The organism is Pantoea sp. S18, from assembly GCF_045689705.1.
GTDB classification, from domain to species: Bacteria; Pseudomonadota; Gammaproteobacteria; order Enterobacterales; family Enterobacteriaceae; genus Pantoea; species Pantoea symbiotica.
Window position 1 is genome coordinate 2,811,511 of sequence record NZ_CP142688.1, and the last position, 20,280, is coordinate 2,831,790.

General features: G+C 54.5%; 18 protein-coding genes. 9 read left to right on the forward strand and 9 right to left on the reverse strand.

Annotated features, from left to right (window positions below; translation table 11 throughout):
• Nucleotides 1-2: 2 nt before the first annotated feature.
• A complete protein-coding gene (ahpC, locus tag VIJ98_RS12960; protein WP_007889514.1) occupies nucleotides 3-566 on the reverse strand; it encodes an alkyl hydroperoxide reductase subunit C in 564 nt (187 codons plus the stop codon).
• Nucleotides 567-894: 328 nt separating this feature from the next.
• Between ahpC and VIJ98_RS12965 the strand changes: the two genes are divergently transcribed.
• Complete coding sequence (locus VIJ98_RS12965) at nucleotides 895-1,347, forward strand: GNAT family N-acetyltransferase (RefSeq protein WP_323274372.1); 453 nt, start codon at nucleotides 895-897, stop codon at nucleotides 1,345-1,347.
• On the opposite strand, the gene apbC is transcribed toward VIJ98_RS12965, so the two are convergent.
• On the reverse strand, nucleotides 1,344-2,456 hold the full coding sequence (gene apbC, locus VIJ98_RS12970) for an iron-sulfur cluster carrier protein ApbC (protein WP_154190244.1): 1,113 nt from the start codon (nucleotides 2,454-2,456) through the stop codon (nucleotides 1,344-1,346). The genes VIJ98_RS12965 and apbC overlap by 4 nt on opposite strands.
• A gap of 284 nt (nucleotides 2,457-2,740) precedes the next feature.
• On the opposite strand from apbC, the gene metG reads away from it, so the two are divergent.
• From metG to sanA, 6 genes are all read left to right on the forward strand, one after another.
• Complete coding sequence (metG, locus tag VIJ98_RS12975; RefSeq protein WP_008104940.1) at nucleotides 2,741-4,774, forward strand: methionine--tRNA ligase; 2,034 nt, start codon at nucleotides 2,741-2,743, stop codon at nucleotides 4,772-4,774.
• A 170-nt stretch (nucleotides 4,775-4,944) separates the two neighbouring features.
• Nucleotides 4,945-5,328: a CidA/LrgA family protein gene (locus VIJ98_RS12980; protein ID WP_154190246.1), complete on the forward strand. Its 384-nt coding sequence runs from the start codon at nucleotides 4,945-4,947 to the stop codon at nucleotides 5,326-5,328.
• Nucleotides 5,321-6,013, forward strand: coding sequence for a CidB/LrgB family autolysis modulator (locus VIJ98_RS12985; RefSeq protein WP_008104945.1), 693 nt, complete (start codon nucleotides 5,321-5,323; stop codon nucleotides 6,011-6,013). Before VIJ98_RS12980 ends, VIJ98_RS12985 begins: the two co-directional genes overlap by 8 nt.
• A 124-nt stretch (nucleotides 6,014-6,137) precedes the next feature.
• Nucleotides 6,138-7,034 carry a cytidine deaminase gene (gene cdd / locus VIJ98_RS12990; protein ID WP_323274376.1) on the forward strand — a complete coding sequence of 299 codons (897 nt, stop codon included), beginning with the start codon at nucleotides 6,138-6,140 and terminating at the stop codon, nucleotides 7,032-7,034.
• 160 nt (nucleotides 7,035-7,194) lie between these two features.
• Complete coding sequence (locus VIJ98_RS12995) at nucleotides 7,195-8,892, forward strand: NAD-dependent malic enzyme (RefSeq protein ID WP_008104950.1); 1,698 nt, start codon at nucleotides 7,195-7,197, stop codon at nucleotides 8,890-8,892.
• A gap of 134 nt (nucleotides 8,893-9,026) precedes the next feature.
• Nucleotides 9,027-9,746 (forward strand): outer membrane permeability protein SanA, encoded by a 720-nt coding sequence (gene sanA / locus VIJ98_RS13000; RefSeq protein WP_008104952.1) that lies wholly within the window; start codon nucleotides 9,027-9,029, stop codon nucleotides 9,744-9,746.
• A gap of 94 nt (nucleotides 9,747-9,840) precedes the next feature.
• Here sanA and mglC read toward each other — a convergent pair whose 3' ends face one another.
• The 7 genes from mglC to VIJ98_RS13035 all read right to left on the reverse strand — a co-directional run bounded on the left by mglC (nucleotide 9,841) and on the right by VIJ98_RS13035 (nucleotide 18,067).
• On the reverse strand, nucleotides 9,841-10,851 hold the full coding sequence (gene mglC / locus VIJ98_RS13005) for a galactose/methyl galactoside ABC transporter permease MglC (RefSeq protein WP_007889502.1): 1,011 nt from the start codon (nucleotides 10,849-10,851) through the stop codon (nucleotides 9,841-9,843).
• An 18-nt stretch (nucleotides 10,852-10,869) separates the two neighbouring features.
• Entirely contained in the window at nucleotides 10,870-12,390 is a 1,521-nt protein-coding gene (mglA, locus tag VIJ98_RS13010) for a galactose/methyl galactoside ABC transporter ATP-binding protein MglA (RefSeq protein ID WP_008104954.1), read from the reverse strand.
• A gap of 70 nt (nucleotides 12,391-12,460) precedes the next feature.
• Complete coding sequence (gene mglB, locus VIJ98_RS13015; RefSeq protein ID WP_008104956.1) at nucleotides 12,461-13,456, reverse strand: galactose/glucose ABC transporter substrate-binding protein MglB; 996 nt, start codon at nucleotides 13,454-13,456, stop codon at nucleotides 12,461-12,463.
• Between the two features lie 303 nt (nucleotides 13,457-13,759).
• Nucleotides 13,760-14,800 carry an HTH-type transcriptional regulator GalS gene (gene galS, locus VIJ98_RS13020; RefSeq protein ID WP_008104959.1) on the reverse strand — a complete coding sequence of 347 codons (1,041 nt, stop codon included), beginning with the start codon at nucleotides 14,798-14,800 and terminating at the stop codon, nucleotides 13,760-13,762.
• A 142-nt stretch (nucleotides 14,801-14,942) separates the two neighbouring features.
• Nucleotides 14,943-16,103, reverse strand: a complete 1,161-nt coding sequence (yeiB, locus tag VIJ98_RS13025; protein ID WP_323274378.1) for a DUF418 domain-containing protein YeiB — start codon at nucleotides 16,101-16,103, stop codon at nucleotides 14,943-14,945.
• A 53-nt stretch (nucleotides 16,104-16,156) separates the two neighbouring features.
• Entirely contained in the window at nucleotides 16,157-16,822 is a 666-nt protein-coding gene (folE, locus tag VIJ98_RS13030) for a GTP cyclohydrolase I FolE (RefSeq protein WP_008104975.1), read from the reverse strand.
• A 117-nt stretch (nucleotides 16,823-16,939) separates the two neighbouring features.
• Entirely contained in the window at nucleotides 16,940-18,067 is a 1,128-nt protein-coding gene (locus VIJ98_RS13035; RefSeq protein ID WP_323274380.1) for a YbfB/YjiJ family MFS transporter, read from the reverse strand.
• 99 nt (nucleotides 18,068-18,166) lie between these two features.
• Between VIJ98_RS13035 and ptrR the strand changes: the two genes are divergently transcribed.
• Nucleotides 18,167-19,078 carry a putrescine utilization regulator PtrR gene (ptrR, locus tag VIJ98_RS13040; RefSeq protein WP_061717793.1) on the forward strand — a complete coding sequence of 304 codons (912 nt, stop codon included), beginning with the start codon at nucleotides 18,167-18,169 and terminating at the stop codon, nucleotides 19,076-19,078.
• Nucleotides 19,079-19,144: 66 nt separating this feature from the next.
• Complete coding sequence (locus VIJ98_RS13045; protein ID WP_008104982.1) at nucleotides 19,145-20,269, forward strand: S-(hydroxymethyl)glutathione dehydrogenase/class III alcohol dehydrogenase; 1,125 nt, start codon at nucleotides 19,145-19,147, stop codon at nucleotides 20,267-20,269.
• Nucleotides 20,270-20,280 lie beyond the last annotated feature (11 nt).

Genomic DNA, 20,280 nt, shown 5'->3' on the forward strand with positions numbered 1-20,280 from the left:
ACTTAGATTTTGCCAACCAGGTCCAGTGATGGAGCCAGAGTTGCTTCGCCTTCTTTCCATTTTGCCGGGCAAACTTCGCCTGGGTGAGAAGCAACGTACTGTGCTGCTTTCACTTTACGGATCAGGTCAGATGCGTCACGGCCAATGCCTTCTGCAGTGATTTCGATCGCCTGGATGATGCCTTCCGGGTCAACGATGAAAGTACCGCGATCTGCCAGACCTTCGTCTTCGCGCATGATTTCGAAGTTACGGGTCAGCGCGCCAGTTGGGTCACCGATCATCGCGTATTTGATTTTCGCGATGGTGTCTGAAGAACCGTGCCAGGCTTTGTGGGTAAAGTGCGTGTCAGTAGAAACAGAGTAGATATCTACACCCAGTTTCTGGAACTCTTCGTGATGGTCTGCAACGTCACCCAGTTCGGTTGGGCATACGAAGGTGAAGTCAGCCGGGTAGAAGAAGAAAACACTCCATTTACCTTCAACGTCTTTCTCGGTGACTTCGATGAATTCGCCGTTTTTGAACGCTGCGTTTTTAAATGGTTTGATCTTGGTATTAATGATGGACATGGTGACCTCCGTTAAAAGATGTGATGCAGGCTACAGAATTTTCGGGCCAACTTCTAATATGCAGACGTTATCAATTAGATAACCAAAAGCTATCAAAGCGCCGACGCCAGCTTTCATGCGGCTCGCGCGGGCATTCTACACAAAAATGGCGCGGTTCTGACAGGCTTTATCTTTTTGCGATGAAACTGCTACTTTTACGTTGGGTAATAGACATTAGGCGGTCGCCATGAATGGCGACCCTACGATTTAGCGGGTATGGGTTTCGTAGGGTGCGCATTTATGCGCACCTGGCAACGTCACAGATTACCCCCCCAAATGGAGCTTTTGCGTGCAAATCCGTTTTTTTGACGAAGCCGATCGCCCTTTTCTGCGCACGCTGTATCTTGCTGCGCGACGCCATAACTGGACGTGGCTGGATGGCGATGATTGGCAGTTAGAAGATTTTGATGCGGTAATTTTGGGCGAAACCGTGCTGGTCGCCGAACTGGATGGGCATCGCGTGGGGTTTGCGGCGGTGCTGGATAATGACAACTTCCTGCATAGTCTGTACGTCGATCCAAACGCGCAGGGACAAGGCGTGGGCAGCGCGCTGTTAGAAAAAGTGCAGTCGCGATTTAGCTCGACTGGCGCATTGAAATGTTTGCAACAGAATCAGGCGGCGATGGATTTCTATCTCAAACACGGCTGGCGGCGTGAAGCGATTGGCGAGAGCGAGCAGGGAAAATATGTGCTGATGCATTTTCCGCTGGCAAGACGCGCCAGCGGAAATGGGCGACGTTAAACGGCGCGGAAGGCGATATCGCCAGGGATGATTTCTCCCTGCCAATAGAGCTGCGCCGCGACGCGCCCCGCCAGCTGGCGATAGAGCGCGGTGAAATCACTCTCCGGACGGCGCACCACGGTAGGTTCGCCATCATCCAGATCTTCACGCAACGTAATGTGCAGCGGCAGTTGTGCCAGCAAACGCGTGTGGTAATCTTCCACCAGCTTCTGCGCCCCGCCGGTGCCGAAAATCGGCTCGTGATGTCCGCATTGGCTGCAGATGTGCATGCTCATGTTCTCGACCACGCCCAGCACCGGCACGCTGACTTTCTCGAACATCACCATGCCTTTACGCGCATCAATCAAGGCGATGTCCTGCGGCGTAGTGACCACCAACGCGCCGGTCACCGGCACGTTCTGCGCCAGCGTCAGCTGAATATCGCCGGTACCTGGCGGCATATCGAGGATCAGATAATCCAGATCCGGCCACATGGTTTCGTTGAGCAGCTGCATCAGGGCTTTGCTGGCCATCGGCCCGCGCCACACCATCGCATTGTCGTCAGTGACCAGATAACCAATTGAATTAGTTGCCAGGCCATGCGCCATGATCGGTGCCATATGCGTGCCATCCGGCGAGGTTGGACGCTGATTTTCGGTGCCAAGCATGTTAGGAATCGACGGACCATAAATATCCGCATCCAAAATCCCCACGCGCGCCCCTTCGGCAATCAGCGCCAGCGCCATGTTCACGGCGGTGCTGGATTTACCCACGCCACCTTTGCCTGAACTGACGGCGATGATGTTCTTCACACCGGTCGCGCCCGGATGATTTTTCACCCGCTTCAGCGTGGCTATATCGTGACGCAGCCGCCAGTCAATCGCGCTGGCATCGGTCAGGCGCAGCAGCTCGGCGCTGGTTTGCGCTTTCAGCTCTTCAAAGGCGCTGGCCCATGCGAACGGCATCACCAGTTCGATATGCAGCTTGTCATCCAGCAGCGCGACGTGGCGCAGCGCTTTCAGCGTGGTCAGGTTGTGTTGCAGCGTCGGATGTTCAAAGTCACTTAGCACGCCGATAACTAATGCTCGCAGCGCTTCAGGTGAATGATGTTGCTGGGATTGTGAAGTCATCCCCTCTCCTTGTTTATTCTTCACGCCAGATTGCGGCGGTGTCTGTTCAATAGTATCAGATAGGCGCTAAAAGTGATGGGGATGTGCAGCTGTGTTTACGGCAGAGGGTGCTTCGGTTACCATCATTCCCCTAAATAATTCGTGTTGCAGGAAGGCGGCAAACGAGAGAATCCCAATGAGCTTACTCAAGTAAGTGATTTGGGTGAGCGAGAGAAGACAACGCGCCTGCAACGCGAAGTATGACGGGGAAACCCGCTTTTTCATCAATGGAACGCTACGCAATCATGACTATAGTCACTAAAAAAATTCTGGTAACGTGCGCGCTGCCGTACGCAAACGGTTCAATCCATCTCGGTCACATGCTTGAACACATTCAGGCTGACATTTGGGTCCGTTACCAGCGAATGCGTGGCAACCAGGTTCACTTCATCTGTGCAGACGACGCCCACGGCACGCCAATTATGCTGAAAGCGCAGCAGCTGGGCATCGCGCCGGAGCAGATGATCGCGGAGATGAAGCAGGAGCACGAAACCGATTTCGCCGGCTTCAACATCAGCTATGACAACTATCACTCGACGCACGGCGACGAAAACCGTCAGCTGTCCGAACTGATTTATGGTCGTCTGAAAGAGAACGGCTTCATCAAGAACCGCACCATCTCTCAGCTGTACGACCCTGAGAAAGGCATGTTCCTGCCGGACCGTTTCGTGAAAGGCACCTGCCCGAAATGTAAGTCACCGGATCAGTATGGCGATAACTGCGAAGTGTGCAGCGCGACCTACAGCCCAACCGAGCTGATCGACCCGAAATCTGTGGTTTCAGGCGCGACGCCGGTGCTGCGCGATTCAGAGCACTTCTTCTTTGATCTGCCCTCTTTCAGCGCAATGTTACAGGCGTGGACGCGCTCAGGTGCGCTGCAAGAGCAGGTGGCTAACAAGATGCAGGAGTGGTTTGAGTCTGGCTTGCAGCAGTGGGATATCTCGCGCGATGCACCTTACTTCGGCTTCGAAATTCCTGGCGCGCCAGGCAAATACTTCTACGTCTGGCTGGATGCGCCAATCGGTTACATGGGTTCATTCAAAAACCTGTGCGACAAGCGCGGCGATCTCGATTTCGACGAGTTCTGGAAGAAAGATTCCACGACCGAGCTGTATCACTTTATCGGTAAAGACATCGTCTATTTCCACAGCCTGTTCTGGCCGGCGATGCTGGAAGGCAGCAACTTCCGCAAGCCAACCAACCTGTTCGTACACGGTTATGTGACGGTGAACGGCGCGAAGATGTCCAAATCGCGCGGCACCTTTATTAAAGCCAGCACCTGGTTGCAGCATCTGGATGCCGACAGCCTGCGTTACTACTACGCGGCCAAGCTCTCTTCGCGCATCGACGACATCGACCTGAATCTGGAAGATTTCGTGCAACGAGTTAATGCGGACGTGGTGAACAAAGTGGTGAACCTGGCGTCACGTAATGCGGGCTTCCTGACCAAACGCTTTGGCGGCAAGCTGGCGAGTGAACTGGCCGATCCGGCGTTGTATCAGACCTTTGTTGATGCCTCTGAGAAGATTGGCGAAGCTTGGGCTAGCCGCGAATATAACCGCGCGATCCGTGAAATCATGGCGCTGGCCGATCTGGCGAATCGCTATGTCGATGAGCAGGCACCTTGGGTGGTGGCGAAGCAAGAAGGCCGCGATGCCGACCTGCAAGCGATCTGCTCAATGGGCATCAACCTGTTCCGCGTATTAATGACCTGGCTGAAGCCGGTGCTGCCTTCGCTGACCGAACGCACCGAAGCCTTCCTGCAGAGCGAGCTGAGCTGGGATGCGATTGCCCAACCGCTGCTGGATCATGAAGTGGCACCGTTCAAAGCGCTGTATGGCCGTATCGAGATGACCAAGGTTGACGCGCTGGTTGAAGCCTCGAAAGAGGATGCAGCTGCGGCGAACAAACCTGCGGCAACAGGTCCTTTGGCGGATGCGCCGATTGGCGACACCATCACCATCGATGATTTCGCCAAGGTCGATATGCGCGTGGCGCTGATCGAGAAAGCTGAGCTGGTTGACGGTTCTGACAAACTGCTGCGTCTGGAGCTGGATTTGGGTGGCGAGAAGCGTCAGATTTTCTCTGGCATTCGCGCGGCGTATCCGGATCCTTCCGTGCTGGTCGGCAAGATGACCATCATCGTGGCTAACCTCGCGCCGCGCAAAATGCGCTTCGGTATTTCAGAAGGCATGGTGCTGTCAGCGGGCCCAGGCGGCAAAGACCTGTTTGTGCTTTCCGTGGATAGCGGCGCAGTTCCGGGCATGCCGGTTAAGTAAGCTAACAAGCCGCCTCAGGGCGGCTTTTTTGTACCTGTTGATCCTACAAAGGATTGGCGCGTTTTTCGTAGGGTCGCAATTTATGGCGACCAGCTCAGACTGTATTGTGATCGCTAGCACGCTAATCGCTTAATGCGTATGATAAAGCGCTACGAAAACAGGAGCCTGACATGCCTGCCGTTCTCTCTGCTTGTTGGCGCTATGTGCGCGCCTTCGTCATCATCTATGCGGCGCTTTACGCTGGAATGGGGATTTCTTCCCTGCTCCCGATAACCATTCCCGGCAGCATCATCGGCATGCTGCTGCTGTTTCTGTTGCTGGCGCTGCAAATCATGCCGGTTGAGTGGGTGAAACCCGGATGCCATTTACTGATCCGCTACATGGCGCTGCTGTTTGTGCCGATTAGTGTCGGCGTGATGGGCTATACCGATATTCTCACCGAGCAGTTTGGACCGATTGTGGTGTCGTGCATTGTCAGTACTTTTATGGTGCTGCTGATTGTGGGTCTCAGCGCTGAGCGTTTGCAGCGCCCGCAGGAGAAGCCGAATGATTGACGCATGGTGGTCGCTGCCGCTGACCGTAATCGCCTATTTTCTGGCGCGCAAACTGGCGGCGAAAATCAATATCTCCATCGTCAATCCATTGCTGGTGGCGATGGCGATTGTCATTCCGATTCTGCTGCTTACCAATCTGCCTTACACGCGCTATTTTGCCGGCAGCAGCCTGCTCAATCAGTTGCTGCAACCGGCGGTTGTCGCGCTGGCGTTGCCGCTGTATGAGCAGATGCATCAGATTCGTGCGCGCTGGAAAACCATCATCAGCGTCTGTTTCATCGGCAGCATTACGGCGATGGTGTCGGGTACCGCGATTGCGCTGTGGATGGGCGCAACGCCGGAAATCGCCGCCACCATTATGCCGAAATCTGTCACCACGCCGATTGCGATGGCGGTCTCCGCCTCGCTGCACGGTATTCCCGCTATCAGCGCCATCTGCGTGCTCATCGCCGGTGTGCTGGGCGCGGTGTTTGGTCATATGCTGCTTAATCTGTTTAAGGTGAAAAACAAATCTTCGCGCGGATTGGCGATTGGTAATGCTTCGCACGCGTTAGGCACCGCACGCGCCGCCGAGATCGATTATCAGGAAGGTGCCTTCAGCTCACTGGCTTTGGTGATTTGCGGCATCATCACTTCGTTACTGGCACCGTTCCTTTTTCCGCTATTAATGCATTGGTGGGGCTGAAACTTGCGAGAGATCTCGCAAAGTTGAAACAACCCAATCAGCTTGCATTGTCAGAGCGACTTGGATCACATATAAAACCTCTGGCGGCGCATCGCCGCTAACGCGTAACTGAGGCCATCACATCATGCATTCACGATTCCTTACTGCTTTTTCTGCCCTGCCCGCTGCGCTGCAAGCTGCGATTCAGCCGCTGCTCGATGCGCCGGATTTCCACGGCGTATTGCGTCCGCAGGATGTCGCGCAACTGAAACAGCTTACCGGTCTGGATGATGATGCGCTGGCGCTGGAACTGCTGCCGCTGGCGGCGAGCTGCGCGGTGGCAACCATATCAAATTTTAATGTCGGCGCGATCTCGCGCGGCGTCAGCGGACATTGGTACTTCGGTGCCAACATGGAGTTCCTGCACACGCCGCTGCAGCAGACGGTGCACGCCGAGCAAAGTGCCATTACGCATGCCTGGCTGCGCGGTGAAGAGAAGCTGGCGGCGATTACCGTCAATTACACGCCGTGCGGACATTGCCGTCAGTTTATGAACGAGCTGAACAGCGGCACGTCGATTCGCATCAGCCTGCCGGGACGCGCGGTTAGCACGCTGGGCGACTATTTACCGGATGCGTTTGGTCCAGCCGATCTCAACATCACAGAACGTTTGCTGACGCCGATCGATCATGGTTTTGCCGTTCAAGGTGATGCGTTGCAACAGGCAGCTATTACCGCCGCCAATCACAGTCACGCACCTTATAGCCTGAGCTACAGCGGCGTGGCGTTGCGCAGCCAGAGCGGCAAGGTCTTTACCGGCCGCTATGCGGAAAACGCCGCCTTCAACCCAAGCTTGCCGCCGCTGCAAGCCGCACTGATTTTGATGAACATGAGCAACGAAGCGTTGGAGACTATTCAGCAAGCGGTTTTGGCAGAATGTCAGGACAGCACGCTGAGTCAGCTGGATGCGACACGCGCTACGCTTAAGGCGTTAGGATGTGAGGATTTCTCACTTACTTTAGTTTCGAAAACATCAGTTTAGTGATCCTTTTACCGCTTTTGTGACCTTCTGTTAACAAAAGCTGTACATCTGCAGGAATTTTCATAGGATCGGGCGCCAGAACCTCTTCACTTCAAGATGGACTGGCGTTACCTTTTCCCGGCGATACGTCAGAAAACACTGCAACCGGAGCAAGCACTGCATGGAACTCGACTACGAAAGTAAACGCCCGCTGTATATTCCTTATGCGGGTCCGATCCTGCTGGAATTTCCGCTGTTGAATAAAGGCAGCGCCTTCACCCTCGAAGAACGTAACGAATTTAACCTCAACGGCCTGCTACCGGAAGCGGTAGAAACCATCGAAGAGCAGGCAGAACGTGCCTGGCGCCAGTTCCTGGATTTCAAAAATAACAACGACAAGCATGTCTATCTGCGTAACATCCAGGATACCAACGAAACCCTGTTCTACCGCCTGCTCGACAATCATCTGGAAGAGATGATGCCGATTATCTACACCCCAACGGTCGGCGCCGCCTGTGAACACTTCTCTGAAATTTACCGTCGCGCGCGCGGCGTGTTCATCTCTTACAACAACCGCGACCGCATCGAAGACATGCTGCAGAACGCCACTAAACAGAATGTAAAAGTGATCGTGGTGACCGATGGCGAACGTATTCTCGGTCTCGGCGATTTGGGTATCGGCGGCATGGGCATCCCAATCGGTAAGCTGTCGCTGTATACCGCGTGTGGCGGCATCAGCCCGGCTTACACCTTGCCGGTGGTACTGGATGTCGGCACCAACAACCAACAATTGCTGAACGATCCGCTCTATATGGGCTGGCGTCATCCGCGCATTACTGGCGAAGAGTACGAAGAGTTCGTTAACGAGTTTATCCAGGCGGTGAATCGTCGCTGGCCGAACGTGCTGTTGCAGTTCGAAGACTTCGCGCAGAAAAACGCTATGCCGCTGCTGGAGCGCTATCGCGATGAGATCTGCTGCTTTAACGACGACATTCAGGGCACCGCCGCAGTGACCGTCGGCACTTTAATCGCCGCCAGCCGCGCTGCCGGCAGCCGCCTGTGCGAGCAGAAAGTGGTGTTCCTCGGTGCCGGCTCTGCCGGTTGCGGTATCGCCGAGCAGATTATCGCGCAGATGAAGTCGGAAGGTTTAAGCGATGATGAAGCGCGTGGCCGCGTGATGATGGTCGATCGCTTCGGTCTGCTGACCGACAAGCTGCCGAATCTGCTCAATTTCCAGAGCAAGCTGGTGCAGAAGAGCGACAGCCTGAAAGATTGGGACACCAATAGCGATTCAATTTCTCTGCTCGACGTGGTGCGTAACGCCAAGCCGGATATTCTGATCGGCGTGTCAGGTCAACCTGGCCTGTTCACCGAAGAGATCATCCGCGAGATGCACAAGCACACCAAGCGTCCAATCGTTATGCCGCTGTCGAACCCGACATCACGCGTGGAAGCGACGCCAGCCGACATCATCGCCTGGACCGACGGTGCCGCGCTGGTTGCCACCGGCAGCCCATTCTCACCGGTCACCTGGAAAGGGAAAACCTATCCAATCGCCCAATGCAACAACTCCTATATCTTCCCTGGCATCGGTTTGGGTGTCATCGCTGCAGGCGCCAGTCGCGTGACGGATTCGATGCTGATGACCGCCAGCCGCGCACTGGCCGACTGTTCGCCGCTGGTTAACGACGGCGAAGGTCCGGTTCTGCCGGAGATCAAAGATATTCAGGGCGTTTCCAAGCTGATTGCCATTGAAGTGGGCAAAGCCGCGCAGCTGGCTGGCGTGGCGGTGGTGACCTCGGAAGATGTGTTGTCGAAAGCCGTCAGCAACAACTTCTGGCTGCCGCAATATCGTAACTATCGCCGTACTTCGATCTGATAAATTCGTTGCCGGATCATTTAGATCCGGCAACGTTTAAAAAAACGTCAGCCAACTGGCGTTTACTTGCTTCCCCCGCCCGCCTCAAGTAGCCTTTATCCATTCTGAATTCTGCCAACCGAGTGCCCGCGCGCATGATTAAACGCGTTTTCTTTGGTCTGTTTTTCATCATCTTACTGATGGTGGCGACCGCGCTCGGCCTGGATCGCTGGATCAGCTGGAAAACCGCGCCCTTTATTTACGAAGATGTCACCTCGTTGCCGCATCGTCAGGTCGGCGTGGTCTTGGGCACGGCCAAGTATTACCGCACGGGCGTTATCAATCAGTATTACCTCTATCGCATTCAGGGCGCGTTGAACGCTTATAACAGCGGCAAGGTCAATTACCTGCTGCTGAGCGGTGACAATGCGCAGCAAAGCTATAACGAACCGATGACCATGCGCCGCGATTTGATTAAAGCAGGCGTCGCGCCGTCGGACATCGTGCTGGATTACGCCGGGTTCCGCACGCTGGATTCGATTGTGCGCACGCGCAAAGTGTTCGATACCAACGATTTCATCATCATTACTCAGCGCTTCCACTGCGAGCGTGCGCTGTATATCGCGCAGCATCTGGGGATTCAGGCGCAGTGTTATGCGGTGCCGTCGCCGAAAAACATGTTGTCGGTACGTTTCCGCGAAGTGGGTGCACGTTTGGGTGCGCTGGCGGATTTGTATTTGATGAAGCGCGAGCCGCGTTTCCTCGGCCCGCTAGTGCCGATTCCTGCGGTGCATGAAGTGCCAGAAGATGCGCAGAGTTATCCGGCGGTGACGCCAGAGCAGTTGCTGGAGCTGGAAGAGAAGTTGCAGAAGTAAGTGTGGCCGTTGCATTTTTGTAGGGTCGCCATTTATGGCGACCGCCACTGTAAAAGGGCCGCATTGCGCGGCCCTTTGTTTGCTGTGTGATGTCTTATTTTTTACGTGCGTACTTCAGTGAATCCAGCGCCACAGCGAAGATAATGATGCCGCCCTTGATGATGTACTGCCAGTAAGGGTTAACGCCGATGTAGGTCAAACCGTAGTTGATCACGGTGAAGATGATGACACCGGTTACCACGCCCGCTACAGAACCCACGCCACCGGCAAACGACACGCCGCCGACCACACAAGCCGCAATCGCATCCAGCTCATACATAAATCCGAGGTTGTTGGTGGCGCTGCCGATACGGCCCGCTTCCAGCATCCCGCCGAACGCGTAGAACACGCCAGACAGTGCATACACCAGAATCAGGTTGAACGGTACGTTTACGCCAGACACTTTCGCCGCTTCCGGGTTACCACCGATAGCGAAGATGTTGCGGCCGAAGCGGGTTTTATTCCACAGCACCCAAACAAATACGATGGCAATCACGGCGTAGAAGGTGATGAACGACAGTTTGAAGTCACCGAAACGCAGGAAGCCTTGGGCAAATTTGGAGAAGCCAGGATCGAAACCGGCAATCGGCGATGCACCCACAAAGTCGTAATAGAGTGAGTTGATGCCGTAAACGATGATCATGGTGCCCAGGGTGGTGATAAATGGCGTTACCTTGAGGTAAGCAATGATCACACCGTTCACCAGACCAATCACGCCGCCGATGATGCACACGGTCAGGATAACCACCGGAATTGGCACGGTATCCAGATGCGGGAACACCTTGTTCGCGTTATCCATCGCCTGCAGCAGCGTGGCGGCCACAACTGCCGCTAAACCTACCTGACGACCCGCTGAAAGGTCCGTACCCTGGGTGACAATCAAACCGGCCACGCCCAATGCGATAATAATACGCACTGAGGATTGGGTCAGAATGTTACTCAGGTTCATTAAACTTAAGAACGTTGGATCCTGGAAAATAATAATTGCCAGCAGTACAAACAGGACAACGTAAATGCCGCCCTCTTTTAACCAGGTTAGCGCATTCTTTTTAGTAGTCGCTTTCATGTTAAAGCCCTTGCTTCATTAAAGGTGTAATGACGCTAAACGCAGAATTTCATTCTGCGAGGTCGTTTTGGTATCAACAATGCCTGCTACCTGGCCATTACTCATCACTAAAATACGATCGGTAATACCCAACAGTTCTGGCATTTCAGAAGAGATAATAATGATGCCCTTCTCTTTCTTCGCCAACTCAGCAATAAGTTGGTAGATTTCGAATTTCGCGCCCACATCAATCCCGCGCGTTGGTTCATCCAGCATCAATATTTCCGGCTGCGTTAATAACCAGCGACCAATGATCACTTTTTGTTGGTTACCACCGGAAAGCGAACCAATTTGCGTATGATGACCCGGCGTTTTCACGCGCATCGAATCAATAACCCATTGGGTGTCGCTTTTCATGCGTTTATTATCGAGCAGTCCCATGCTGGATTTATACTTTTTAATATTGGAGATAAGTGAGTTAAAGCCAATATCCAGATAAGCATAAATACCGGTGGAACGACGTTCTTCCGTCACCAGCGCAAAGCCGTGGTTAATGGCTTCGTTGGCGCTATGGTTGTTAATCGCCTTGCCGTGCAATTTAATCGTGCCGCCCGACTTTTCGCGAATCCCAAACAGGGTTTCGACGATGTCGGTACGCTTGGCTCCCACCAAACCGGCAATACCAAGAATTTCACCTTTACGCAGATCGAACGAGATATCACGAATCGAAGGCTGACGCAGTGAGGTTAAATGGCGCACCTCAAGAATGGTTTCCCCCGGCACGTTGGTCTTGTCCGGGAAACGCTGGTTCAATGAACGGCCAACCATCATCGAGATGATCTTGTCCATATCCAGCCCTTCCAGCGGCTGAGTAGCGATCCACTGCCCATCACGCAAAATGGTGATCTCATCGCACAGCTGGAATATCTCTTCCATCTTATGCGAGATATAGACAATGCCGCAGCCGCGATCTTTCAGCTTACGAATAATAGTGAACAAGTGATTCACTTCTTTTTCGGTCAGCGATGATGTCGGCTCATCCATAATGACGATTTTGGCGTCATAGGAGAAAGCTTTGGCGATTTCGATCATCTGCATCTGCGAGACAGATAAGGTGGCGACTTTATCGCGCGGATCGATATCAATATCTAATTCATCAAAGATCGCTTTGGTATCGCGATACATTTTATCCTGATCGACAAACACGCCTTTACGTGGATAACGGCCAAGCCACATGTTATCCATGACGTTGCGCTGCAGAACCAGGTTTAATTCTTGATGCACCATAGAAACGCCATTTTCCAGCGCCTCTTTGGAGCTTTTATAATCAATTTCCTCACCCTGAAACAGGATGCTCCCCGTATCCTTTTTATAAATCCCAAACAGACATTTTAATAATGTAGATTTCCCGGCGCCGTTTTCTCCCATTAATGCATGAACGGAGTGCGGCCGCACTTTTAAATTCACATTATCTAAGGCTTTAACCCCTGGAAATGATTTCGAGACATTCGTCATCTCCAGCAGATATTCACGCTGTGTGGTCGGATTCTCACTGGCCATAATTTACCTGGCTAAATAAAGCGTTGGTCAGATGCAATAAGGCGCGGCGAAATGCCGCGCCCAGGATGAATTACTTCACAAACTGCGACAGATTTTCTTTATCTACTGGTACGTAAGGAACACGTACGATTTTGTTTTCCATCTTGAAGTTAGTGCCAGCGGTTGGCTCTTTGCCATTGGCCAGATTGTTAGCAATATCCAGCGTCGCTTTCGCCTGGTTTTCCGCATCGTTCAACACGGTACCGGCCAGCGCGCCTGATTTCACCAGCGCCAGCGCTTCTGGCAGTGCATCGACACCAAACACTGGAATGCTGGTTTTGTTGTGCGCTTTCAGCGCTTCAACCGCACCCATTGCCATCGCATCGTTGTTGGCGATGATCACTTCAATCTTGTCGGCGTTCGGGCCAGAGAGCCAGGCGTCAACTTTGTCTTTTGCCTGTGCGGTATCCCACATCGCGGTATCCATCGCCAGCTGCTGCGTTTTCAGACCGTCTTTGTTCAGGGTATCGATCACGTATTTGGTACGCGCTTCAGCATCCGGATGGCCCGGCTCGCCTTTCAGCAGCACGAACTGAATCGTACCGTCTTTGTTCAGATCCCACGCTGGCGTGGCTTTCCAGTGCTTCTCGATCAGCTGCCCCTGGATGATGCCAGACTCTTTAGAGTCGGTACCGACGTAGTAGGCTTTCGGATAGCTGGCCAGCACTTTGGCGTTAGGTTCTTTGTTGAAGAACACCACCGGCACATCGTTGCCGCGCGCTTTATCAATCACCACTGCCGCAGCAGCCGGGTCCACCAGGTTGATAGCCAGCGCTTTCACGCCTTTTGCCATCAGCACGTCAATCTGGTCGTTCTGTTTGGACTGGTCGTTCTGTGAGTCGTTCATCAGCAGCTGAATGCCGCCCAATGATTTCGCTTCTTTCTCAATGTCCTTACGCACCATCGACATGAAGTTGTCGTCGTATTTGTAAATCGTCACGCCAATGCGGGTATCGGCGGCGTGCGCAGTTGCACCAAACATCATGCTGGCAACCAGTGCTGTGAGCGTGAAAACCTTCTTATTCATGGTATCTCCGGTTTTTTATGTAGGGCATTTCATTGCGCTATTTGCCTGCGGGCAAACAGCGCCGTCGGTTGTAAACCTGATAATGGGCGGACGCGTAACGCAAAGCCGGGCCACCATCGCAATCCTGACTTCCCTGTAGGTAAACGCTTCCTGAAGAGTGTTGTGAACTATTTCAATCGGCTACTGAAACCTGCTGGGAAGAGGATTTCTCAGCGTTACATGATGTTTCAGTCCGGTAAGACGCTGCCATCATAGTGAGCGGCATGTTAATTAACTGTGAATGCAATCACAGATTGGAAACGGTTACACTGAGCTATCGCCTGAATTAGTGACCGACTCCACAATTTGCCGTTGGGCGACAGAATGGCGACGTACCAGCGTGGGCATAAAGCAGTGTGATGCATTGATATCCAGCTCGCCAGCAGCACCTTTGAGTGCCAGCTCAGTGGCAAGTTTTGCCATAGAAACAATAGGATAACGGACCGTAGTTAACTGCGGATCGGTATAACGTGAGATGGGAATATCATCGAAGCCAATGACAGAGAAATGCTGCGGAACCTGGATGCCGTTGTCCTTCAAAGCGGTCAATGCACCGGCTGCCATGCCGTCATTGTAGGAAAACACCGCTGTTAAATGTAAGTTACGGCCAAGTAATTCCACCATCGCTGCTTCACCGCCTTGCATGTCGGGTTCAGCATGAGCAATCCATGACTCCTGCGGGCGAATTCCCTGCTCTGACAAGGCCTGCAGCCAGCCTTCGCGTCGCTGCGTCACATCCTCAATCGGATGACTGGAGCTAAGAAAGCCAATGCGTTGATGTCCCTGTTGTAACAACATGCGCGTCGCTACCTGAGCACCGGTGACGTTATCCAGGCAAACGCAGCGGTGTTCATAACCGGGAATAGTACGGTTAATCAATACCATACCAGGAACCTGATCCATAAATTGCGTCAGTTCAGCGTCTGAAAGCGTTTTCGCGTGCACCACCAATGCGTTGCAACGTTGACGTATCAGCACCTCAATTGCGTGACGTTCTTTCTCTTCCTGATGCCAGGAGTTACTGATTAACACGTGTTTATGCACGCGCTGCGCCACGGTATCGACCGCTTTCACCAGCGCGCCAAAGAAGGGATCGGAAACATCCATCACCACCACGCCAATGGTGTCACTGATTTGTGTCGCCAGCGCCTGCGCGTTAGCGTTCGGGCGATAGCCTAACGCGTCAACGGCGGCCAGCACGGCTTCACGTGTATCGGCGGTGACTGCACTGCTGTTATTGAGCACACGCGACACGGTGGCTACTGACACACCGGCCTGACGGGCGACATCACGAATCGTTATCATGCAGCTGTTCCACAGAGGCTGAAAATGCGCGACAAGCGCGTAACGGCGCTATTCTGTCAGGGCAACTGCAACGACTACGTGAATCACGTCACATCAATGAAAACGGTTACATACAATTCTGCAACCTTTGTGATGAACATCATTATCTGAGCGAGGAGGATGGGTCAGGTTTTCCAGCGGCCAGACGCGTCAGTTTGCGCCAAATCCACTCCATTGGCCCCTGCGGGAAGACGCGCAGCCACAGCACGGAAAACAGGATATTAACCAGCCAGATAGCCGGTACAAAGGCCAGTAAGTGCAGGCGATCAAACTTGAGGAACAGGTTGAAGCGGTAGAACAGCGTGGTGCAAATCAGCGTCTGTAACAGGTAATTGCTTAATGCCATGCGGCCAACGCATTGAATGGCGTAGCTGATGCGCGTTGACGCAATTTGCGGCCAGAATCCCAGGCAAAGTGCGGCGTAACCGAGACTGATAAACGGGCTGGCGAGATCGCGCGGCACCTGCAGGAAGAAGCCGGTCCAGCGGAATTCCCATCCAATCATCCACTGCGCGGCGATACCGGGAATGGCGATCAGCCAGCCGATGGTCAGCAGCAGCGCCGCCGAACGGCGGTAGTGCTGCACGCTGAATTGCCCGCTCAGCCAGCCGCTGCGCATCAATGCCGCACCAATCAGCATCAACCCCGCCAGCTGCCAGCCATATTGTGACGCCAGCGCCATTAAGCTGGACGACAAGTGATCCAGCCGATTCTGCACTGCTTCCCAACCGCCGAGCAGTTTCCAGTAGCTTTCATATTGCAGATCCGCCGCACCCGGCAGCCAGGAATTCGTTGGATTGGGACTGGAAATTAAGCCGAATACCACCAACACGCCACAGCCAACCAAATAGAGTAATGCGCCGGTTTGTAACAACGCACGGTCGGACGGCACATCACGCAGCATGCGCCAGATAATCAGCCCAATCAGGCCGTAATCCAGCAGGATATCGCCTTCCCAGAAAAAGATGCCGTGAATGAAACCGAGCAGCACCAGCAGCGTCAGACGCGCCGACATCCAGCGGCTGCCGCGCGGCGCCTGCATGTAAAGACCGGCACCAAACAGCAAGGCAAACAGCGTGAGGAATTTTAGCTGCGCCAGGCCATCCATGATCGCCCATGTCCAGGCATCTGATGTTGAAGCCTCTCCGCGCCACGCCGGGTTGAGATAGGCCGCCGATGGCAACGCAAAGCCGACAATGTTAAGCAGCAGGATGCCGAGGATGGCGCAACCACGAATGAAATCCAGCGCGAGATAGCGTTGCATCGAGTGCCCTGACGGAGAGAGGAAATCGGGCGACACGCTGCCGCCCAAACAGATTAGCTGTGGCGAACCGCGCGCAAAAACTCCTGACGCGTGTTCTGGCTGGATTTGAACAAGCCGCCCAGCGAGGTGGTGGTGGTTGCGCTGGTGGCATCTTTCACGCCACGCGCTTTCACGCAGTAATGCACCGCATCAATCGATACCGCAACGTTATTGGTGCCCAGCAGCGTTTGTAGCGCCACCAGCACTTGCTGCGTCAGGCGCTCTTGCACCTGCGGACGCTGGGCAAAGAACTGCACGATACGGTTGATTTTCGACAGGCCAATCACTTTCTCTTTCGGGATATACGCCACGGTGGCTTTGCCATCGATAATCACAAAGTGGTGTTCGCAGGTGCTGGTCAGCGTGATATCGCGCACGGTGACCATCTCATCCACTTTCATCTTGTTTTCGATGACGGTGATTTTCGGGAAGTTGGCGTAATCCAGACCTGAGAAAATCTCATCCACATACATCTTGGCGATGCGATGCGGCGTCTCCATCAGGCTGTCATCTTCCAGATCCAGGTTCAGCAGCTGCATGATTTGCGTCATGTGGCCGGCAATTTCGCGTTTACGTGCGTCGTCATCCATTTCACGCACCGGGGCGCGTAGCGGCGTTTCCAGACCACGCGCCAACAGCGCTTCGTGAACCAGGGCGGCTTCCTGACTTAAGATACTCATTTACTCTTCTCCGGCAGGTGATGCGCCCGCGGGTCTTCGCCCACGGGGGAAATTCTGAGCGCGTATTGTGAAATACTCCGCGCCCTTAATCCAGTAATCATTCCGATAAGCTTTTCATCACTTACTGCGACGTAAAACCAGCATCCCGGCAACGATTAAGCTGGCGCCCGCCACCCACAGCGCCGGTTCCAGTTGATGCCAAAGCATGCTGGAAATCCACGACAGCAGCGGACCGGCCAGCTGCCCGACCGCATAGCCGGTGGTGAGCAAACCGGCAAGATAGCGCGCATGCTGCGGTGCCAGCTCACGCCCATATTGCAACGCCAGTTGCACTACGCACAGGAATCCACCGCCAATCAGTGCCGCGCCCAGCATCAGGCCATTTAAACCCGGCAGCACAATCGCGGCGATGACGCCCAATGCCTGCGCCCACTGCACCAGCGCTAAACGCGCATGGCTGCTGCCCCAGCGACGCGTCAGGATGCCTAACACGATACCGATCACCGCCGCGCCGCCAAACACTGGCCAGACAAACTGGGCAAAGGCGCTGTCAGGAAAACGCGCCGCCGCCATTTGCGACAAAAAGGTGGCGGGCAGAATGTAGCCAAATCCGGCAAGGCTGTAGCTCATTACCAAGCGCTTGAGATCGCCATTCAGCACCAGCGGCGATGCGGCTTGATCGGGACGGTGCAATTGGCCGGTACGCGGCAGAAAACGTGCAATCGCGGCAATCAACAACAGCGCCAGCAAACCATACGCCGCCCACGCAAAGGCCGCACTGACGCCGCTGGCATGCAGCGCCACGGCCAGCATGCCGCTGATAAAGATGCCGGTGCCGGGACCAGCAAACACCGCTGCCAGCAAGCCCGGACGGCCATGATGATGCAGCTGATCGCTGGCCCATGCCGCCAGTAACACCATGGCCCAGCCGCTGGCCCAACCAATCAGGAAACGAATCAGGCCATGTAACCACGGACCGCTGACGCAGGCCGACAGCAGCGTTAATATCACCGCGCCCCACACGCCCGCCTGTAAGCGCCACTCGACGCGTTTGCGCGCACGCATCGCATCAAAAGAGCCAAACAGATAACCGAGATAGTTGAGAGCTGCCACCAGACTGGCGCTGGGGAGCGTCAGTTGATGGTCATGAATCATCAGCGGAACCTGCGGCGTGAAAGCAAAACGCCCAATCCCCATCGCAACCACTAAACTTAAGAACGCGCTAAGCGCGACACGAAACGCCATACCGACCTCAGGATGTTTTATCACTTGTCACTAGCATGCATGACGTTTAAACTCACGGAAAGTGAATAATACTAACCAAGTTGTTTACGAGAAGAGAATATGGATTTAGTACAGCTCCGCATGTTTTGCTCCGTAGCCGAATCCGGTTCACTGGCCCGTGCCGCCGAGCAACTCCATCGCGTACCTTCCAATCTCACCACGCGTCTGCGCCAGCTGGAAGATGAAATTGGCGTTGATCTGTTTATTCGTGAGAAGCAACGCATTCGTTTGTCGCCAATGGGCCACAATTTCCTCAACTATGCGCAGCGCATCCTGGCGCTGAGCGATGAAGCGCTGAATATGGCGCGCGCCGGTGAACCGGGCGGTAATTTCGCGCTTGGTTCGATGGAGAGCACCGCCGCGACGCGGTTGCCCGCGCTGTTGGCGGCCTATCACCAGCGTTTTCCCGCCGTGGAACTGTCGCTGATCACTAATACCTCCGGTGAAATCATCGACAAGGTGCGTGAAGGTACGCTGGCTGCCGCGCTGGTTGATGGCCCGGTGGCGCACGACGATCTCAACGGCTGCATTGCCTTTAACGAGCAGATGGTGCTGATCACCAGCCCGGAACATGCGCCGATTGCCAGCGCGCGCGATGTGCAAGGCGACACGCTGTTTGCTTTCCGCAATAGCTGTTCCTACCGCACCAAGCTGGAAGCCTGGTATCGCGAAAGCCAGACCGCACCAAGCAGCGTGATGGAGATTCAGTCCTATCACGCGATGGTGGCTTGCGTAGCCGGTGGCGCGGGCGTGGCAATGATTCCCGCCTCGGTGCTGGCGCAAATGCCGGCGCGCGCACGCGTGCAGGAGCATGCGTTACCGCCCGCTTACCGCGATACCGCCACCTGGCTGATGTGGCGACGCGATGCGTTTACTCCCAACGTGGAAGCGCTGAAGTATTTGATTATTGAACTGTTTGACGATCGCCCGGTTAACGACGAATTGCGGCATCCGCTGCACGCTGCCGAGTGAATTTCTGTTTTATCGACATCACGACCATCGGGGCTTTGGTCCCGCATCTACAGGAAGAGGGATTGCATGAACATGATTAAAACCCGCGCCGCCGTTGCCTGGGCAGCTGGCGAACCGCTGAAAATCGAAGAAGTGGATCTGATGCCACCGCAAAAAGGTGAAGTGCTGGTGCGCATCGTGGCCACCGGCGTGTGCCACACCGATGCTTACACCTTGTCTGGACAAGATCCGGAAGGTGTATTCCCGGCGATCCTCGGCCACGAAGGCGGCGGCGTGGTAGAAGCGGTCGGTGAAGGCGTGACCAGCGTGGCCGTCGGCGACCACGTGATTCCGCTTTACACCCCAGAATGCGGCAAGTGTAAGTTCTGCCTCTCGGGCAAAACCAACCTGTGTCAGGCGATTCGCGCCACTCAGGGCAAAGGTTTGATGCCAGACGGCACCACCCGCTTCTTCAAAGACGGCAAGCCGATTTTCCACTACATGGGCACTTCAACCTTTTCTGAATACACCGTGGTACCGGAAATCTCGCTGGCGGTGATCAGCAAAGAAGCGCCACTGGAAGAAGTGTGCCTGCTGGGCTGCGGCGTCACCACCGGCATGGGCGCGGTGATGAATACCGCTAAAGTGAAAGAAGGCGATACCGTGGCGATCTTCGGTCTCGGCGGCATTGGTTTGTCAGCGATCATTGGCGCGAAAATGGCGAAGGCCGGCCGCATCATCGGTATCGATCTCAACACCAGCAAATTCGATCTGGCGCGCAAACTAGGTGCAACCGATCTGATCAACCCGAAAGATCACGATAAGCCGATTCAGGATGTGATCGTTGAACTCACTGACGGCGGCGTCGATTTCTCCTTCGAGTGCATCGGAAACGTCAACGTGATGCGTTCGGCGCTGGAGTGCTGCCACAAAGGTTGGGGCGAATCAGTGATCATCGGCGTTGCTGGCGCGGGCCAGGAGATTTCTACCCGTCCATTCCAGCTGGTGACCGGTCGCGTATGGCGTGGTTCCGCATTTGGTGGCGTGAAAGGCCGCTCACAGCTGCCGGGCATCGTGCAGGATTATCTCGACGGTAAATTCGCGCTTAACGATTTCATCACCCACAAACTGCCGCTGGAAGAGATTAACGACGCCTTTGATCTGATGCATGAAGGGAAATCAATTCGTACGGTGGTGCATTTTACTAAGTAATCAGGAGACGT